Origin of the sequence: Lysobacter sp. ESA13C, from assembly GCF_019970005.1 — a bacterium.
In the GTDB taxonomy this organism is placed as follows: Bacteria; Pseudomonadota; Gammaproteobacteria; order Xanthomonadales; family Xanthomonadaceae; genus Lysobacter; species Lysobacter antibioticus_B.
The window spans coordinates 1-17196 of the sequence record NZ_JAHXYK010000002.1 but is presented as its reverse complement, the minus strand read 5'-3'; the positions used below and the strand labels follow the sequence as shown (position 1 = coordinate 17196).

The 17196-nt window shown below is 68.9% G+C and carries 13 protein-coding genes; 6 read left to right on the top strand and 7 right to left on the bottom strand.

Annotated features, from left to right (window positions below; genetic code table 11):
* Positions 1–139 precede the first annotated feature (139 nt).
* Positions 140–1513, bottom strand: a complete 1374-nt coding sequence (locus LC490_RS03345) for an MBL fold metallo-hydrolase (RefSeq protein WP_223619309.1) — start codon at positions 1511–1513, stop codon at positions 140–142.
* A gap of 338 nt (positions 1514–1851) precedes the next feature.
* Here LC490_RS03345 and LC490_RS03340 point away from each other — a divergent pair, with 338 nt between their 5' ends.
* Together LC490_RS03340 and LC490_RS03335 are read left to right on the top strand one after the other, a co-directional pair.
* On the top strand, positions 1852–3960 hold the full coding sequence (locus LC490_RS03340; RefSeq protein ID WP_223619308.1) for a M13-type metalloendopeptidase: 2109 nt from the start codon (positions 1852–1854) through the stop codon (positions 3958–3960).
* 259 nt (positions 3961–4219) lie between these two features.
* On the top strand, positions 4220–6235 hold the full coding sequence (locus LC490_RS03335; RefSeq protein ID WP_223619307.1) for a M13 family metallopeptidase: 2016 nt from the start codon (positions 4220–4222) through the stop codon (positions 6233–6235).
* A gap of 76 nt (positions 6236–6311) precedes the next feature.
* Here the strand turns inward: LC490_RS03335 and LC490_RS03330 are convergent, their stop codons facing one another.
* The 4 genes from LC490_RS03330 to LC490_RS03315 are packed head-to-tail and all read right to left on the bottom strand — an operon-like array spanning position 6312 to position 12432.
* On the bottom strand, positions 6312–9044 hold the full coding sequence (locus LC490_RS03330) for a bpX6 domain-containing protein (protein ID WP_223619306.1): 2733 nt from the start codon (positions 9042–9044) through the stop codon (positions 6312–6314).
* Positions 9037–10872, bottom strand: coding sequence for a hypothetical protein (locus tag LC490_RS03325; protein ID WP_223619305.1), 1836 nt, complete (start codon positions 10870–10872; stop codon positions 9037–9039). The genes LC490_RS03330 and LC490_RS03325 overlap by 8 nt, the downstream gene beginning before the upstream one ends.
* Before the next feature lie 4 nt (positions 10873–10876).
* Complete coding sequence (locus tag LC490_RS03320; RefSeq protein WP_223619304.1) at positions 10877–11293, bottom strand: hypothetical protein; 417 nt, start codon at positions 11291–11293, stop codon at positions 10877–10879.
* Complete coding sequence (locus LC490_RS03315; protein ID WP_223619303.1) at positions 11290–12432, bottom strand: AAA family ATPase; 1143 nt, start codon at positions 12430–12432, stop codon at positions 11290–11292. The genes LC490_RS03320 and LC490_RS03315 overlap by 4 nt, the downstream gene beginning before the upstream one ends.
* Before the next feature lie 248 nt (positions 12433–12680).
* Here LC490_RS03315 and LC490_RS03310 point away from each other — a divergent pair, with 248 nt between their 5' ends.
* From LC490_RS03310 to LC490_RS03300, 3 genes are read left to right on the top strand one after another with little or no spacing between them, the layout of a single operon-like run.
* Positions 12681–14036: an ATP-binding protein gene (locus LC490_RS03310; RefSeq protein ID WP_223619302.1), complete on the top strand. Its 1356-nt coding sequence runs from the start codon at positions 12681–12683 to the stop codon at positions 14034–14036.
* Complete coding sequence (locus LC490_RS03305; protein WP_051885179.1) at positions 14036–14512, top strand: hypothetical protein; 477 nt, start codon at positions 14036–14038, stop codon at positions 14510–14512. The genes LC490_RS03310 and LC490_RS03305 overlap by 1 nt, the downstream gene beginning before the upstream one ends.
* Complete coding sequence (locus tag LC490_RS03300) at positions 14509–15441, top strand: tetratricopeptide repeat protein (RefSeq protein ID WP_223619301.1); 933 nt, start codon at positions 14509–14511, stop codon at positions 15439–15441. The genes LC490_RS03305 and LC490_RS03300 overlap by 4 nt, the downstream gene beginning before the upstream one ends.
* A gap of 16 nt (positions 15442–15457) precedes the next feature.
* Here LC490_RS03300 and LC490_RS03295 read toward each other — a convergent pair whose 3' ends face one another.
* Positions 15458–16171, bottom strand: a complete 714-nt coding sequence (locus LC490_RS03295; RefSeq protein ID WP_036149125.1) for a rhomboid family intramembrane serine protease — start codon at positions 16169–16171, stop codon at positions 15458–15460.
* Positions 16172–16263: 92 nt separating this feature from the next.
* Positions 16264–16599, bottom strand: a complete 336-nt coding sequence (locus tag LC490_RS03290; RefSeq protein WP_223619300.1) for an MGMT family protein — start codon at positions 16597–16599, stop codon at positions 16264–16266.
* 38 nt (positions 16600–16637) lie between these two features.
* Here LC490_RS03290 and LC490_RS03285 point away from each other — a divergent pair, with 38 nt between their 5' ends.
* Complete coding sequence (locus LC490_RS03285; protein ID WP_031372955.1) at positions 16638–17045, top strand: hypothetical protein; 408 nt, start codon at positions 16638–16640, stop codon at positions 17043–17045.
* The last annotated feature ends 151 nt before the right edge of the window (positions 17046–17196 follow it).

The following is a 17196-nucleotide window of genomic DNA, read 5'->3' as shown; positions in this document are numbered from 1 at the left end:
CATGTCAAAGCGCAAGCCAGGGTTGCCAGGCAGATTCGCGAGTCGGCTCAGGCGTCGCCTGAACGAACTGAATAGGGCGCCACGGAAGTTGCGGCCTGGCAGACCAGTCGCAGCCGGCCGGCCATGCCGCAAGCGACGATCAAACCTCCAGCGTCATCCCCGGCCGCGCCAGCTTGACCTCGATGCCGTAGCGCTCGCCGATCTCGCCGGCCAGCGCTTCGCGCGCCTTGTCTTCGCCGTGGACCAGGGCCAGTTGCGGGCGGCCGGCGATCTGCCCGTACCACTCGATCAGGCCCTTCTGGTCGGTGTGCGCCGACAGCCCGCCGATGGTGTGGCGCTGGGCGTTGGCACGGACATCCTTGCCATGGATGCGCACCCATTGCGCGCCGTCGACCAGGCGCCGGCCGATCGTGCCTTCGGCCTGGTAGCCGACGAACACCACATGGGTCTGCGGCTTGCCGAGGTTGTGCTTGAAGTGATGCAGGATGCGGCCGGCGTTGGCCATGCCGGAACCGGCGATGACGATGGCGCCGCGCTCGATGCGGTTGATCGCCATCGATTCTTCGGCGCTCGCGGTCAGGCGCAGGTTCGGCAACTGGAACGGGGTGGGTTTTTCCTTCCACACTTGCAGCGCGTCTTCGTCGAACAGGTCGGCGTGGCGGTCGTAAACCCCGACCACCTTCGACGCCATCGGGCTGTCGAGAAAGACCTGCCAGCGCGACAGGTTCCACTCGTCCCAGTACTTGGCGAACCAGTACAGCAGCTCCTGGCTGCGGCCGACCGCGAACGCCGGGATCAATACGTTGCCGCCGTCGTTCCAGGCCCGTTCGAGAATGCGGCCGAGTTCGAGGATGGTTTCGGCGCGGTCCTTGTGCAGACGGTCGCCGTAGGTCGATTCCATCAGCACCAGGTCGGCCTGCGCGATCGGCGCCGGGTCGCGCAAGATAGGCGTGCCCTTCGGCCCGATGTCGCCGGAAAACACCAGCGTTCTGCCTTCGGCGCGCAATTCCACCGCGGACGAACCGAGGATATGGCCGGCCTCGCGGAACACGATCTCGACGCCCGGCAGGATCGTGCGCGGGCTGTCGTAGGGCAGCGGCTCGACCCGCTGCATGGTCGCCTCGACGTCTTCGCGCGTGTACAGCGGCAGCGCTTCGGGCTGGCCTTGCGAGCGCCGGCGGTTGCTGCGCTCGGCTTCGCTTTCGGCGATCGACGCCGAGTCCAGCAGCATGATGCGCATCAAGTCGGCGGTCGCGGCCTGGGCATAGATCGGCCCGCGGAAACCGCGCCGCACCAGCAACGGCACCCGGCCGATGTGGTCGATGTGGGCGTGGCTGATCACCAACGCATCCAGCGCGGCGACGTCGAACGCGAAGGGATCGAAGTTGCGCTGTTCGGCTTCGGGGCTGCCCTGGATCATCCCGCAATCGAGCAAGATGCGATGGCCGCCGGCCTCGACCTCGTGCAGGGAACCGGTGACTTCGCCGGCCGCACCGTGGAAATGGACTCGCATGCAATGCACTCCGCATCTATCGACAAAGGCGAACGCTAGCATGGCCCCTGGGAAGGTCCCGGCGAGCAATGTGTGCCTTCCGGCGAGCGCCGCGCCTGGCCGAGTGTCGGCGCAGCGCGGTGGGTCCGGCGCGAACCGCTGGAATCGGCGCAGTGGCCGCACAAACCGGGCAAAACTGAACGAATTCGCGCCACCCCACATGACCTTCGACACCCTTCCCGGCCCGGGAACGGGACTATCGTCCGCCCGTGATCCGGGAAAGGCCGAGCAGCGCCGGTCCGAAATCCGCCACACTCCCGATTCGTATTTCGCCAACGCCTCTCCGGCTGGAGCCCGCTGTGACCTTCAAAAAACCGCAAGTCCTGCTGTTGTCCCTCGCCATCGCCACGGTCGTGGCCGCCTGCGGCAAGCAGGAAACCCCTGCCCCGGCCGCGCCGGCCGCCGCCGACAAGCCCGCCGAAACCAGTGCGCTGAAGCTCGACGAGAGCAAGCTGCCGCCGGTCAACCGCTTCGTCGTCGCCGACCTGGACACCACCAAGGACGCCTGCACTGACTTCGGCGGATACGTCAACGGCAAGTGGCTCGCCGCCAACGCCATCCCGGGCGACCGCACCTCGTGGGGCGCGTTCGAGATGCTCGATGAGCGTTCCACCGCAGTGCAGCGCCAGATCGCCGAACAAGCGGCGGCGGACAGCAAGGCCACCGGCGTGGAGAAGATCGTCGGCGACCTGTGGTCGACCGGCATGGACGCGGCCAAGATCAACGCCCAGGGCCTGGAACCGCTGAAGGGCGACCTGGCCAAGATCGACGCGCTCGACAGCGCGGAGAAGATCGCCGACTACCTGCGCACGACCGCCGCCACCGGCGACAACCCGCTGTTCGGTTTCGGCGCCGAAGCCGACTTCAAGGATTCGGCCAACAACATCGCCTATGCCTCGCAAGGCGGCCTGGGCCTGCCGGACACGCCGTACTACTCCGACGCCAAGCACAAGGACAAGCTCGCCGCGTACGAGGCCCACATCGCCAAGGTGCTCGAGCTCGGCGGCACGCCGGCGGCCGACGCCGCCAAGCAGGCCAAGGACGTGATCACGTTCGAGACCCGCCTGGCCAAGGCCTCGAAGTCGCGCGAAGCCCTGTCGCGCGACGTCTCGCTGTACTACAACCCGGTCAGCCCGGCCGATGCCGACAAGCTGACGCCGAATTTCTCCTGGACCAAGTTCTTCGAGTCGCAGGGCGTGGCCCTGCCGAAGATGTTCTCGCTCGCCGTGCCGGCCTTCCACCAGGAAGTCAGCAAGATGATCGGCGAAGTCCCGGCCGACCAGTGGAAGGCCTACCTGCGCTTCCATGCCATCGACGGTGCCTCGCCGTACCTGTCGGACGCCTTCGTCGAAGAGAACTTCAACTTCTACAGCAAGACCCTGCGCGGCCAGAAGGAACTGAAGGAACGCGGCAAGCGCGTGCTCGACACCATCGAAGGCCAGGCCGGCGAAGCGCTGGGCCAGATGTACGTCAAGGTCGCCTTCACTCCGGAATCCAAGGAGCGCATGCAGACCCTGGTCAAGAACCTCAGCGAAGCCCTCAAGGTGCGCATCGAGAACCTGGCCTGGATGAGCGCCGACACCAAGAAGAAGGCGATCGAGAAGTGGGCCAGCTTCACGCCCAAGATCGGCTACCCGGACAAGTGGCGCGACTGGAACGGCCTGGCCACCAGCCGCGACAGCTACTACGCCAACGTCAAGGCCGCCAACGAGTTCAACTACAAGTGGAACCTGGGCAAGATCGGCAAGCCCGTCGACAAGACCGAATGGGGCATGCCGCCGCAGATGGTCAACGCCTACTACAACCCGCTGCAGAACGAGATCGTGTTCCCGGCCGCGATCCTGCAGCCGCCGTTCTTCGATCCGAAGGCCGACGACGCCACCAACTACGGCGGCATCGGCGCGGTGATCGGTCACGAAATGACCCACGGCTACGACGACCAGGGTTCGCGTTTCGGACCGACCGGCAACATGGAAGTGTGGTGGGCGCCGAGCGACGCCAAGGCCTTCTCGGGTCTGACCGACAAGCTGATCCAGCAGTTCAACGCCTATGAAGCCGCCCCGGGCCAGCACGTCAACGGCAAGCACACCCTCGGCGAGAACATCGCCGATCTCGGTGGCCTGGCCACCGCCTACGACGCGATGAAGAAGGCCGCCGGCGACACCCCGGACCCGAAGACCGACGGTTTCACCCGCGACCAGCGCTTCTTCCTCAATTGGGCGACGGTGTGGCGCCGCAACTTCACCGCCGAGGAGATGAAGGTGCGTCTGCAGACCGACGAGCACGCCCTGGCCAACTTCCGTGCGATCGGCGCGCCGTCGAACCTGCCGGCCTTCGCCGCCGCGTTCTCGTGCAAGCCGGGCCAGCCGATGGTCCGCGAGGGCGACAAGCAGGTGGTGATCTGGTGATCCATCGCGGCGCGGCCTGAGGGTCGCGCCGCGGCCGAAGTGCGGAACGAAAGGCCCGGGCTTCCCGGGCCTTTTTTCTTGGGGTGAGCGAACGCCGCTTGCGAGCCATTGGCTCGCGCGTTCGCGAACGGCAGGCGTTCGGGCCGGGGCTTGGGTTGGGGTGACGGCCTCGCACCCTCCATCCCCCAACCGCCAAACCCGTTCATCGCCGTCGCCGGCGCAGTTGTTAAACTCCCGCATCCCCAGGATGGAATACGCGATGTCGACCCTACGCCCGCTTGCCTGCGCCCTCGCCCTCAGCCTGATTGCCGGCCTGGCCTCGCCGACCGCCGATGCCGCCAAGAAGAAGGCCGCCGCCAAGCCCAAGGCGCCCGCCGCCGCATCGGCCTGCAGCGACTTCTATGCCAGCGCCAACGGCGACTGGCTGCGCAGCAACCCCTTGTCCGGCGCCGGTTCGGTGTCCTCGCTGGAAACCCTGGCCGCCAATGCCCGCAAGCAGCAACTGGAACTGCTCAACAGCGCCATGACCGCGCCGCAGGGCAACGTGCAGAAGCTGCTCGGCGACTTCTGGGCCAGCGGCCTGGACGAAGCCGCGGTCGAGCGCGACGGTTCGCAGCCGATCGCCCCGCTGCTGGGCCGCATCAACGCGATCAAGAAAGCCAAGGAAATCCCGGCCTCGATCGCCGCGCTGCACCAGGTCGGCATCCCGGTCGCCTTCAACTTCGGCGCCGACATCGACCTGCAGGACTTGGAACGCCACATCGGCTACTTCAGCCAGGGCGGCCTCGGCCTGCCCGACCCGGCCTATTACACCCGCAGCGACGCCGATACCCGTCAGTTGCTCGGCCACTACAACAACTACGTGCAGAAGATCCTGACTCTGACCGGCACGTCGAAGGACAAGCTGGCGGCCGAGTCGCTGTTCGTGATCGATCTGGAAACCCGCATCGCCCGCGCCTCCAAGTCGCTGCCGGACCTGCGCGACCCGCGCGCGAACTACGCCCCGGTCGCGGTCGCCACCCTGGCCAAGCAGTACAAGAACCTGCAGTTGGGCGCCTTCCTCAAGGCCCAGGGCGTCACCGACGACAGCGTCTCGCTGGCCAACCCGCAATTGTTCGCCGAACTCGACAAGCTGCTCGGCAGCCTCAAGCCGGACCAGTGGAAGACCTATCTGCGCTGGCGCGTGGGCGATTCGATGGCGCCCTACCTGGCCAAGCCGTTCCGCGACGCCGAGTTCGAGTTCCGCGGCCGCGTGCTGCGCGGTCACGCCGCGCCGGCGCCGCGCCAGCAGGCGGTGCTCGACGCGATCACCCTCGCCGCCGGCCCGATGGTCGGCCACGAATACGCCGCGCGTTACCTGCCGGCCGCGACCGACGCGCGCGCCGAACAGATCGCCAACCAGCTGCGCGATGCCGTGGGCAAGGCCATCGAGGCCGATACCCGCTTCAGCGACGCGGTCAAGAACGAAGCGCGCGCCAAGCTCGGCAAGCTCAAGATCGAAGTCGGCACGCCCAAGCGCGATCTCGACTACAGCGTGCAGCCGATGGGCCGCGGCAGCTTCGGCAGCAACATGCTGATCGCCTCGACCTGGCGCCACCGCGAAGAAATGAAGCGGATCGGCCGCGGCAACGCCGACCGTCGCTGGGACGTGCTGCCGCAGGAGCCGTCGCTGGCCTACGACATCGCCCAGAACCGCCTGATCGTGACCGCGGCGATGCTGCAGGCGCCGGTGCTCGACCTGAGCAAGCCCGAGGCCGCGCAATACGGCTCCTACGGCGCCCTGGTCGGCGCCGAACTGACCCACGGCTTCGACAGCCGCGGCCGCTACGTCAACGCCAAGCAGGAAGTGCGCGATTGGTGGACCCCGGCCGAAGTCTCGGCCTGGGACGCGCTCGCCGGCCGCGTCGCCGCGCAGTACAGCGCCGAGTCCTATCCGGGCCTCAACGGGGTCAAGGTCAACGGCAACCAGGTCCGCGAAGTCGCCATCGCCGACCAGGCCGGCGTCGAACTGGCGTGGTCGGCGTTCCGCGCCGCGTCGCCGGCGGCGAGCAAGGACGCCAACCAGGCCTTCTTCCGCGCCTGGGCCGGTCTGTGGGCGCAGCAGCTGAGCCCGGAAGTCGCCGCGCAGCGCTCGGCCGCCGGCATCCATGCCCCGGGCCAGTGGCGCACCAACGTGCCGCTGTCGAACCTGGCCGCGTTCGGCGAGACCTTCGGCTGCAAGGCCGGCACCGCGATGCAGCGCAAGCCCGACCAGCAGATCAAGGTGTTCCCCTGATCGAAGGCGGTACGCAGCGAACTGCGATGAGCGATAAGGAAAGGCCCGGCGCAAGCCGGGCTTTTCGTTTTGGTCGTCAGAGCAACGACAGCCCGTGCACTTGCGTGCGCTGGGTGTCGATGTCCAACACCCGGCCCTGGTCGTCGTACATCAGCAGGCGGCCGTCCTGCTCGCGCACCGACACCGCCGCGCCGTACGGCCAATCGATCGCCGCCAGCGAGGTCGCATCGTTGAAGCGGACCAAGTGGAAGCGCATCGCCTCCTCGCCGTACAGGCCGACCAGGAAGCCGTTGGCGAGCGACTTGATGCTGCAGTCGCGCAGCTTGCCGAGTGCATGCGCGGACAACTGCACGCTGCGCCGGTAGTTCGACCACGAATACGCCAACAACATGCCGTCGTCGTCGGCCGAAACATCGAGCAATTGCGCGCCGGTGATCGGGTGCAGCCGCAGGCGTTGTTCCAGGCTCTCGGGTACGGCGTCGCGCGAACGCAGGGCGCGCCGCGGCAGGCGGTAATGCCAGCAACTCGCGCCGCGCGCGTCCTGGATCAGGAACAACTCGTCGGCTGCGAAATACTCCGCCGCGATCACCCGGCTGTTGGGCTCGCTGACGCTCCACAACACGTCGAGCGACGGCCGCGCCGCGTCGACCACCAGCAGGCGGTCGTTCGACACCAGCGACCAGGCGATGCCGTCGTAACGGTCGGCGGCAAACTGGATCGGCATCACCCCGAGATCGGCGATCTCGTGATGGGCCAGATCCAGCCGTGCGATGCGCGACACCGCCTCGCGCGGCGCGATCGCCAACGCCACCTGCAGGCTGTCGGCGATCGCCAGCTTATAGGCCGGCACCGCATAACGACGGACACTGCGGCCGTGACGGTCGATGACCGCGACGCCGGCTTCGCCGAGCGCTGCGAGATACCGGCCCTCGCCGATCGCGACGATATCGTGCGCGGCATGCAACCCGGCCGCGGGCGCCTGCCAGCGTTGCTCGCCCTGGCTCTCCCACAGCTTGCGCCCGGCTGCCGCCGGCACGCCCCAGGCCGGCAGATCGGCGCGTAGCCAGGGGTCGCCGGACAATTTCAGCAGGCGCTCCAATTGCTGGCGGTCGAGCGCGTTCGCACAGGCGGCGCGATCGGCTGCGAGCGCCGGCAACACGTGGGTGGCGAGCATGCGCAAGGCCTTGCCGTTGCCCTTGGCGGCGAGCAGCGCTTCGGCCAGGGCCGCGCGCGGCAACGCAGGCGACGCCGGGTCGGCCAGGGTCGCGATGCGCTCGGCATAGTGTTCGATCGTGTCGGGCAACAGAGTCGCGCGCTGCACCAAAGCGCGCGCCGACAATTCGTCGCCTGCGGCCTCGGCTGCGAGCAGCCAGCGTCCGGCCTGCTCGCGCAGTTCCGGCTCCGGCCAGACCGCATCGACCGCGGCCAACCACTGCCCCCGTTCGACGAGCGCCTGGCCCCATTCGCGGCGCAGCCTGCCTGCGTGCTCGGGGTGGTCTTTTTCCAACATCGCGATCGCCGCGGCGAAGGCATTGTCGCGACGCGCGACCAGGATCGCGCGCTCGCTGTCGCCGGACAGCATCAGCAAACGGATGATGGTTTCCGCCGGCATGTCCCAGCTGAGCGCAAGCTCGGCCGCCTGCGCATGGCGCTGGTGGCGCACCAGATAATCCAGCGCTTCCTGGCGCGCGTTGAGCAACTCGGCGAGCACGAACACGGCTTCGTCGACCTGGCCCTGGCGGTCGAGTTTGTCGAAAGCCTGGCGATAGAGTTTGCGCAGGTGCTCGCGCTCGTAGTCGCCGAGATTGATGTCGGTCGATGAATGACGATCGCCGGCGAGGCTGAGGTCGCCGCGCCGGCCCGGCGTGCCGAAGGCCTGGCCCAGCGAATCGCCGCGGCCGTCGATCGGCAAGGCATTACGCAACGCCTCGCCGAGATCGCCTTTTTCAAACTGCGCCATCATCCGGCGCAGGTAGGCCCCCTGGCGCATGCCGATCAGTTTCGAGGCGCGGCTCGCCATTGCGAAACGCACCAGGGCCGAACGCCAGGCCTGCGGCGCGCGCGGCGCGGCGCGTGCGCGCAGGGTGCCGGCGCCACCGTTGCGCGTCTGCGTGGCGTGGCCGCTGCGCGCCTGCCCCGGCTCGCCCGACAAGCCCGGAAAACGTCGCAACAGCCAATCGGCCATGCCGTCGCGGGTGCCGGTGACGCGTTCGCGCAGGCTCGGCGGCGCCTCGGTGCCCACACCGCCGCGCGCACGGCGCAGGAATTCGGCCTGCTCCTTGCTCGGCGGCGGAACACTGTCGCCCAGCACTTCGCGCACGCGCTTGCCGGCGAGCCGGTCGTGGCGCGGCGCGCGCAGGCTGAAGCGGCCATCGTAGGTGTCGTGCAGGGCGTAGTCGTCTATGTCGATGACCAGCGAAGGGTCCAGCGCCTGCGCCTGGGCGAAGTGCAGCGGCTGCAAGCGCCCGCCGACCACCAGTTGCACGTCGGCCGGCGCCAGCGCGGCGAGTTCGTCGGCGGTCAACGGCCCCGCGTACAGCCCGTGCGCACCGATGCGGCACAAAGGCACGCCGGCCGCTTCGCTGCATTGCATCGGCCGCGCCTGCTCGAAGCAGAGCACGTCGCCGTCGTCGAAACGCCAGGCGCGACAGCCCATCGTCCACGCTTGCAGAATGCGTTCGGCGCGCCGTTCCGGCGCCAGCCAGTCGGCGCCAAACCACAATCCGGCGACCGGTTGCCAGCCGCGCCAGACCGGATAGCGGACCGTCGCATCGGCCTGCGCCTCCGCCTTATCGTTCGTTTCAGCCATCGTCTCCCCCTGTGTAGACGAGCATCTTTCGCGCGCCGTCGCGCAACACCACCAAACGGCCTTGCAGGTCGACCAAGGCGATCAGGTCGGCGTCGACGGCGACGCTGACCGTACTGATCGGACTCGGCGATTCGTACAGCACCGAACGTTCTTGCGCGCCGATGCGCAGCAGCGCCTTGCGGTCCGGACGCAAGGCGATCAAACCCATGTCGTCGCCGTCGGGTTGGCTTAGCCCGACCACTTTCCAGTCGGCCGGCAGCACGATTTCGTACTCGGTCGCCGGGCGCTCGGCGGTGCGCATGAACACCCGCCAGATGCTGGAGCGTTCGCCGCCGTGACCGCCGACGATCTGCTCGACGCAACAGCCGCCCTGCCAACTGTCGAGAGAACAGCGGCCGCTCAGAAAAGCGCTACGGGCTTGGCCCTGGAAGGCGATGCAATCCAGAGCTTCGGCGTGAAGACTCGAGTGCAGATGCAGGCGGCCATCGTGGCAGCGCAAGTACACCGCCTGCGTGGCACTGGTACGCGCGATCGCCAGCACCTGCTCGCCCACGACCTCGTACGCGCTCGGCTCGGATCCCTGCGACGTCCACGACAGCAGTTTGCGCTGGCTCGTAAGCAGCAACAGGCGCCGATAACCCGCACCGCGATTGAAAAACAAGCAAGGCAGCAAGCGCGCCGTGCCGGTAGTGACATCGAGATCGCCCGGCGGCGGCAACGGCAGCCGGCCCATGCCCTCGAGTTGCCAGCCCTCCAACCCTTGCGACAGCGGAATCAGCCCGGCGAAATGGCGCTCGGTCAGGGTCGCGGCGAGCAGCGATTTGCCTTTGCCCCAGCGCGTGGTTTTCGGCGGCGCCAAGCGGGCCACGGCGCTGGAGGGCAAACGGTAGACATGGGCGGCGCTCTCGCCGGCGAGCGTCACGGCGACATGACGGCCCCCCCAGGAAATCAACGGCGGCTGCTTCAGCGACAACTTGCCCTCGCCGCGCACGCCGACGGTGGTTTCGGTCAGGCGCGCGACCGCGACGCGCTCGAATTCGCCGCGCAACAAGGCGCTCGACCGCTCCGGCGGCGGCAAGGTCAGGCGCAGTTCGCGCCGCGCCTGGCGCGAGGCGATGGTCACTGCGAGCTGTTGTTCGCCGGCACGCGCAACGTCGACGCGATGGCCCAGACCATAGCCGGCCGCATGCGCGCCGATCGACCAGCGCTCGCCCGGGCTCGGATCGGCTTCGTCGAGCGCACGCCGCCACTCGCGTTCGTGATGATCGCGCGCGGCCTGTGCGTTGCCCGCGCTGTCGGAAGCGGGGCCTCCCGGTGTCAGGCTGCGCGCCTGCAGCAATTGCTTGAGACGTTCGGGCGCGTCGGCCGGATGCAGCACGCCGGGCGCGCCGAGCACGCCCCAGGCGAAGCGCGCCTTCGCCGCCTGCGCGCGTTCGGCCAGCAGGATCCACATCGCCACGTGCACCAGGCGCGCCGCGCCGAGCTGGCCCGGGCCGGTGTCGAACACCGCCACGGTCAGCGCATCGGCTTCGCGCGCGACGAGTTTCGGCGACAGGAACAGATGCTCGCCGCCGGCGGCGCGGCGGTCGAATTCTTCCGGCACCTCGTCGGCCAGCGCCCACTCGCTCAACAACAGGCGCTCGTAATGGCCGCGCCGGCGCAGATCGTCGATGCCCTCGGGCTCGGCCAGGCCGCGCTGCGCGCGCATCCGGAACGCACCGAGCATCGGATGCAGGCGCAGCAGCAGTTCGCCGAGCAGGTCGACGATCTCGGCATCGAACCAGTCCAGCCACGGCCGCCAGGGTTTGAGCGCCTCGGGTACCCGCATCGGCTCAGCTCCGCCAGTGCTCGCGGATCTGCGCGATCAACGCGTCGCTCGCCGGCAGCGCCCGGTGCAGCGGCACGATCTGCATCGGCTCGGGCCACAGCAGCAGCGGCGACTGCCGATGCCGGCGCGCGATCGCGCGCAGCAGCAAGTCCAGCGGCAGGTCCGGGCGCTGCGTGGTCGGCAGCCACAGCGCCGGCGCTTCCTGGCGCGGCGCGATATAGGCCACGCCGTCGCTCCACGGCAGCGCTTCGCCGGCGCCGGTGACGATGACGGCATCGGCATTCGCGGTCAGCATCAGCGCCTCGCGCATGCGCGCGTCGACGCGCGCGAGCGCATCGAGCAGGCCCTGCGCCGCCGCGCCGATCCCGATCGCGCCTTGCGGCGCGGGCGGGTCGGCCTCTGCGCGCCAGCGCCACTTCATGTCGGCGCGGCGACCCGTTCGACCAGCCGCGCGCGTTCGGCGGCGAGTTCGGGCGGAATCGAATGCGGGTCGAAGTTGGCGTCGATCTCGCGCAGCAGGGCTTCCGCTATCGTCGTCGCGGCCGGTGCATCGGCCGCGCCGTGCAGGCAACTGCGCGCGGCTTCGATCAGGCGCGCGGCGCGCGACACCGGCTGCAACACCGCATGTTCGACCGCGGCACGCAAGGTCGGGTTGGCCGCCGCCGACAGCGAATCGCGCAAGGCGTCCTGGGCCGCCGCCTGCGCCTCGCGGGTCGGCATCACATAGAACAGCGGCCACAGGTCGGCGGCGGTCGCGGTGTCGCGGCCGGCGAGCACGGTCGCCGCGGCGATCAGGCGCTGGACCTTGACGATGCGCCGGTCCGACAGGCTCAGGCCGGCACTGCGCAATTTGCGGATCGCATCGGCCAGCAGGCCGCGCGCAGGGCCCATGCTCACCTGCGGCACGCGCCGGCTCAGCAAGTCGATATCGGCCAGTTCGGTGCGGTGCTCGACCGCGGCGCGCTCGGACTGCCAACCGCCTTCGAGCAGGGCTTCGAGTTGATGGTCCGGCACCGGCTCGACGAACAGGTGCAGCAGGAAACGGTCGGCGAACGCGGCCAGCGACTCGTCGTCGGGCAAGGCGTTCGCCGCGCCGACGCAGACCCGCAGCGGGCAATCGATCTGGGTGTGGCCACGACGGAAGCGGCGCTCGTTGAGCACGCCGAGCAAGGTGTTGAGGATCGCGGTCGAACCGAGGAAGACCTCGTCGAGGAAGGCGACCTCGGCTTCGGGCAGCATGCCGGTGACGTCGGTCTCGACCACGCCCTCGCGCAGCCGGCGCAGATCGACCGGGCCGAACAATTCGGCCGGCTCGGTGAAGCGCCCGAGCAGATATTCGAAGTAACGGCCGCCGAGCGCGGCGGCGACGCGCCGCACCACCGCGCTCTTGGCGGTGCCGGGCGGGCCGATGATCAACAGGTGTTCCTGGGCGACCGCGGCGAGCACGATCAGCTCGGCGACTTGCTCGCGCTCGACCAGGCCGGTGGTGGCGGAATGCACGGCATCGCGGACGCGGGCCGCGGCCTGCTCTGCGGCGGAAGGTTCGGGCGAAAAAGTCATCGACGGACGGCCTGGATCCTTGGCGTCGCCATCGGCGGACGGCGCGCTGGCGGCGCGCGGTCCTGCGGCGGCGGGCTTGCTGACGGGGCGTGGTTCGCGGCCCGGAAACGGACCTGCGCCACAGTTCGCACTGTAGGCGCAGCGCTCGTCGAACCGCAACCGGCGCCACGGTACGGTTGCGATCGCGGACCTATCCTGCGCGGTTTTTCTTTACGCTATACGCCGCCACACCCGGCCAGGATGCCGTCATGCCCGATACCTCCCTCGACGATCTGCTCGCCGCGCTGGCCGCCAGCCCGCACAACCCGGCGCTCGGCATGCTGGTCGTGAACGCCTGCCTGAACGAATCCGACCCGGACGCATTGATCCGTGCGATCGAACTCGGCGGCGACACCCTGCTGGCCGACCCGACCCAGCGCGACGCCGCGCTGCGCTTGCTGCTGGAGCACCGCCACGATGAACGCGTGGTGCGGATCGCGCCGGAGAATTCGGCGGCCTCGCTGTTCGCGCGTTCGCGCCTGCTGCTCGGCGAAGGCCGCCGCGAAGACGCGCGCAGCCTGTACCAGCAGGCCATCGCCCTCAACCCGGCGCTCGAAGACGCGGCCCTGGCGACCGAGCTGGCCGGCAAGGTGATCTCGCTGGCCAATGCGCGGCGCATGCAATCGGGCAGCCTGCAGACCAGCATCGCCAACGACGACACCGATGCCGACGACGTATCGCGGCTGTTGCAGCCGCCGGAAGCGCGGATCGGTTTCGCCGACGTCGGCGGCCTGGACGAGGTCAAGCACCAGATCCGCCGCCGCATCATCACCCCCTTCCTCAAGCCCTCGCTGTTCGAGCGCTTCAAGCGCCGCTCCGGCGGCGGCATCCTGCTGTACGGGCCGCCCGGCTGCGGCAAGACCCTGCTCGCCCGCGCCACCGCCGGCGAGTGCGGCGCGCGTTTCTACAACGTGGCCATTACCGACGTGCTCGACATGTATATCGGCGAGTCCGAGCGCAAGCTGCATGCGATCTTCGAGACCGCGCGGCGCACCGCCCCGGCGGTGGTGTTCTTCGACGAGATCGAGGCTATCGGCGGCAAGCGCCAGTACTCGCGCGAGGCCACCTCGGCCAAGCTGGTCAGCCAGTTCCTGACCGAACTCGACGGCTTCGGCCAGAACAACCAGGGCGTGCTGATCCTCGGCGCGACCAACGTGCCGTGGGCGGTCGACGCCGCGTTCCGCCGCCCCGGCCGCTTCGACCGGGTGCTGTTCGTGCCGCCGCCGGACGAGCCGGCGCGGCGCGCCATCCTCGAGCTGTTGCTGCGCGAGCGCCCGCTCGGCGACGACATCGACGGCGCCGAGATCGCGCGCCTGAGCTCGGGTTATTCCGGCGCCGACCTGCGCAACCTGGTCGAGACCGCGATCGACGAGGCCATCGAGGCCTCGATCGACCAGGGCCGGGAAATGCCGCTGACCATGAGCCACCTGCGCGCGGCCCTCAAGGACACCCGTTCGACCACTCTGGAGTGGCTGACCACGGCGCGCAATCACGCCCGTTACGCCAATCAGGGCGGCCAGTACGACGAGGTGCTGGAGTTCCTCAAGCGCCACGGAGGCGGCTGATGGCGGCTTCGGTCTATCGTTTGCCCGACGAGCCCTTGCCGTCCGGCCTGTCGCGCTACGCGGTCGATCCGGTCTGGCCCTTGCTCAGCGTGATGCTGGCCGGCAGCGGCTTCGGCTTGCTCTGGTTCGGCTTCAATTCGCTGGCGATCGGCAGCCCGACGCGCTGGCGCGAATGGCTGTGCATCGGCCTGAGCGCGGTCGGCAGCCCGCTGTTGCTGTTCGCTCTGCTGCTGTGCGAGCAGAACGGTTGGCTGCAGGGCGCGCAACTGCGCTACGCGTTTCTGAGCATCCTGTTGCTCAAGCTCGGCATGGCCTATGCCGTGTACCTGATGCAGCAACGCTGCTTCGAGATCTGGGAGTACTACGGCGGCCAGGCGCGCAACGGCCTGCCGTTGACGATCCTGCTGGCCGTGGTCGGGCGCGGCGCGCTCGGCGCCGTGCAACTGCCCGCCTTGTTGTCGGTGATCCTGCAATGAACGACGCCAGCCACGGTTACTGGTTGCAGATGGCCGAGCGTTACTACGCCCACGGCCAGATCGACGAAGCCATCGATGTGTTGCTGCGCCTGCTCGGCGAAGACCCCGAGCAGGCCGGCGCGCACGCCTTCCTGGCCCTGTGCCTGGTCAAGCGCAAGCGCCTGCATGCGGCCGCGCTGGAAGCCGCGCGCGCGCTCGAACTCGAACCCGATTCGCCGTTCGCACACCTGGCCGCGGCGATCGTGGCGACCGCAGGCCGGCGTTTCCGCGACGCCGAAACGCATCTGCACTCGGCGCGCGAACTCGACCCGGACTCGGCCTCGATCGCCGATGCCTTCGCCCGCCTCTACAGCGCCTGGGGCCGCGATGCGCAGGCCCTGGAAGAAGCGCGCCGCGCCTGCGAGCTGGAGCCGGCCGATGTCGACTACCAGGCCCTGCTGGCCTCGCTGGAACTGCGCCGCGGCGACCGCCGCAAGGCCGAAGCCCTGGCGCGCGAGGTGCTGGCCGCGCATCCCGAACACGTCGAAGCCCTGTGCGTGCTCGGCCATTGCGAACTCGCCGCCGGCCGCACCGACAGCGCCCGCGACCACGCCGCCTGGGCGCTGCAGATCGACCCGATGGACGGCGAGGCCCTGACCTTGATGGCGGCGGTGAAAGCGCGCCGCAGTTGGTTGCTCGGGCTGTGGTGGCGGTTCCAGAGCTATATCAGCGCCGGTTCGCGCACCCGCGCGGTGGTGCTGCTGCTCGGCATCTTCCTGCTCTACCGCATCGCCCTGATCGCCCTGCCCGAGCATGGCCTGTCGCACTGGGCCGGACCGCTGTCCTACCTGTGGCTGGGGTTCTGCGCCTACACCTGGATCGCGCCGAGCCTGTTCTGGCGCTCGATCAAACGCGAACTGGAACAGGTCAAGCTGCGCCCGGGGTTCTGAGCGGCGCTGTTCGGCGTTACTTGACCACGCGCAGCTTGGTGGTCCGCCTGCGCTGGCGCAGCGCTTCCACGCGCGGATCGCGGCGGGGGCCACCGCGACCGCTGCCCGGCGGTCGCTTGCGCCAATACAGAATGGTCAACCAACCGACCAGCATGCCGCCGAGGTGGGCGAAATGAGCGACGCCGGTGCCCTGGGCGAAGACGCCGTAGAACACCGCGGCGACCGCGTAGATGATGACCAAGGTGCGCGCCTTGAGCACGATCGGGAACGGCAACAAGGTCACGCGCCGGTTCGGGAACAGCATGCCGTAGGCCAACAGCAGGCCGTACACCGCGCCCGAAGCGCCCAGGGTCACATAGACGTCGCCCTGGCGCGCGGCGATCGAGGCGATCAGCAACTGCAACAACGCCGAACCGATCAGGCAGGTGAAGTAATAGATCGCAAAACGCCTGGCGCCCCATTCGTATTCGAGCGAAGCGCCGAACATCACCAGCGCCAGCATATTGAACACGAGGTGGCCGATGCCGCCGTGCATGAAGCCCGAAGTCAGCAACTGCCACGGCATGAAGTTGCCGGCAGCCGGGATATGCGCGGGCAACCACGGCCACAACTCGCACCACAGCACCCAACCGCGCGTCGCATCGCCTTGGCTCAACAGCGCTTGCAGGATGAATACGACGACATTGGCGATCAGCAGTTTCCTGACGACCGGCGGGATACTGGAAAACATCGCGGCTCCTCGAATCGGGCGCTATGGTAGCCGCTGCCTCGGCGTCGCACCGTGAGCGTCGCGTCGAGGCGCGGCCCGCGCGCAGGCTGCGTTCAGTCGGCCGGGCCCCAGATCTGCGAATCCAGAGTCGGCGCCGCACGCTGGCCGCGCACGCGCCCGTTCACCACCGCCACGCCTTCGGCGCGCAGGCGCTGGCACTGCTCGCGATAACCGGCCGAACCTTCCGGCAGCGCGATACGCCCGTCCGAACGCAGCACCCGATGCCAGGGCAGCTTGGCGTCGTCGTTCTCGCTGAGCAGGCGCGCCACCAGACGGGCCCGTCCGGGCAGCCCGGCGCGGCGCGCGACCTCGCCGTAGCCGGCGACTTCGCCCTTGGGGATGGCGCGGATCGCGGCCCGGATGCGTTTTGCGGCAGTTTCGCTGTCCATCGCGGTAGCATATGCCCTGCAACGCGCAGGAGTCGCCCATGCATTTCGAACAGATCCGTACCCATCTGACCCGAGCCGGGTTCCACCTCACCGTCCACGACGAAAACGTGATCTGCATCGAGCTCTCGCTCGAACAGGGCACGCGCCACCAAGCGATCTTCCTGTCCGAACTGGAAGACGACGACGGCCGTCCGTTCGTGCGCGTGAGCACCGCGATCGCTCCGACCACCGGTCTGGACGCGCGCCGCGCGCTGGCCTTCAACTGGGAAAGCCACGTCGGCTACCTGGCCATCGGCGACCTCGACGGCGTGCCCTATCTGCAACTGTGCGAGAACCGCCCCGCCGAAACCCTGGACGCGGCCGAGCTGCAGCGCCTGGTGATGGAGATCGGCGGCGTGGGCGACCGCATGGAGCGCGTGCTGTCGGCGGACGGCGATCTGCTGTAAGGCGTCGTTTGAGGTTTCCGATCTCTCCGGCCTCCGGGGGATCGCGCTCGAGGCTTCGGGCCAACGCCGTCGCCGAGGTTCGCAGTCGCGGCTCGCGCCGCTCCTACCCAGAAGCCGCGCTGCAAAGGGTAGGAGCGGCGCGAGCCGCGAC

Excerpts from the sequence above, each read along its gene's own strand:
- LC490_RS03345 (WP_223619309.1), bottom strand. The coding sequence starts at position 1,513 with ATGCGAGTCCATTTCCACGGTGCGGCCGGCGAAGTCACCGGTTCCCTG.
- LC490_RS03335 (WP_223619307.1), top strand. The coding sequence starts at position 4,220 with ATGTCGACCCTACGCCCGCTTGCCTGCGCCCTCGCCCTCAGCCTGATT.
- LC490_RS03330 (WP_223619306.1), bottom strand. The coding sequence starts at position 9,044 with ATGGCTGAAACGAACGATAAGGCGGAGGCGCAGGCCGATGCGACGGTC.
- LC490_RS03325 (WP_223619305.1), bottom strand. The coding sequence starts at position 10,872 with ATGCGGGTACCCGAGGCGCTCAAACCCTGGCGGCCGTGGCTGGACTGG.
- LC490_RS03320 (WP_223619304.1), bottom strand. The coding sequence starts at position 11,293 with ATGAAGTGGCGCTGGCGCGCAGAGGCCGACCCGCCCGCGCCGCAAGGC.
- LC490_RS03315 (WP_223619303.1), bottom strand. The coding sequence starts at position 12,432 with ATGACTTTTTCGCCCGAACCTTCCGCCGCAGAGCAGGCCGCGGCCCGC.
- LC490_RS03310 (WP_223619302.1), top strand. The coding sequence starts at position 12,681 with ATGCCCGATACCTCCCTCGACGATCTGCTCGCCGCGCTGGCCGCCAGC.
- LC490_RS03305 (WP_051885179.1), top strand. The coding sequence starts at position 14,036 with ATGGCGGCTTCGGTCTATCGTTTGCCCGACGAGCCCTTGCCGTCCGGC.
- LC490_RS03300 (WP_223619301.1), top strand. The coding sequence starts at position 14,509 with ATGAACGACGCCAGCCACGGTTACTGGTTGCAGATGGCCGAGCGTTAC.
- LC490_RS03295 (WP_036149125.1), bottom strand. The coding sequence starts at position 16,171 with ATGTTTTCCAGTATCCCGCCGGTCGTCAGGAAACTGCTGATCGCCAAT.
- LC490_RS03290 (WP_223619300.1), bottom strand. The coding sequence starts at position 16,599 with ATGGACAGCGAAACTGCCGCAAAACGCATCCGGGCCGCGATCCGCGCC.
- LC490_RS03285 (WP_031372955.1), top strand. The coding sequence starts at position 16,638 with ATGCATTTCGAACAGATCCGTACCCATCTGACCCGAGCCGGGTTCCAC.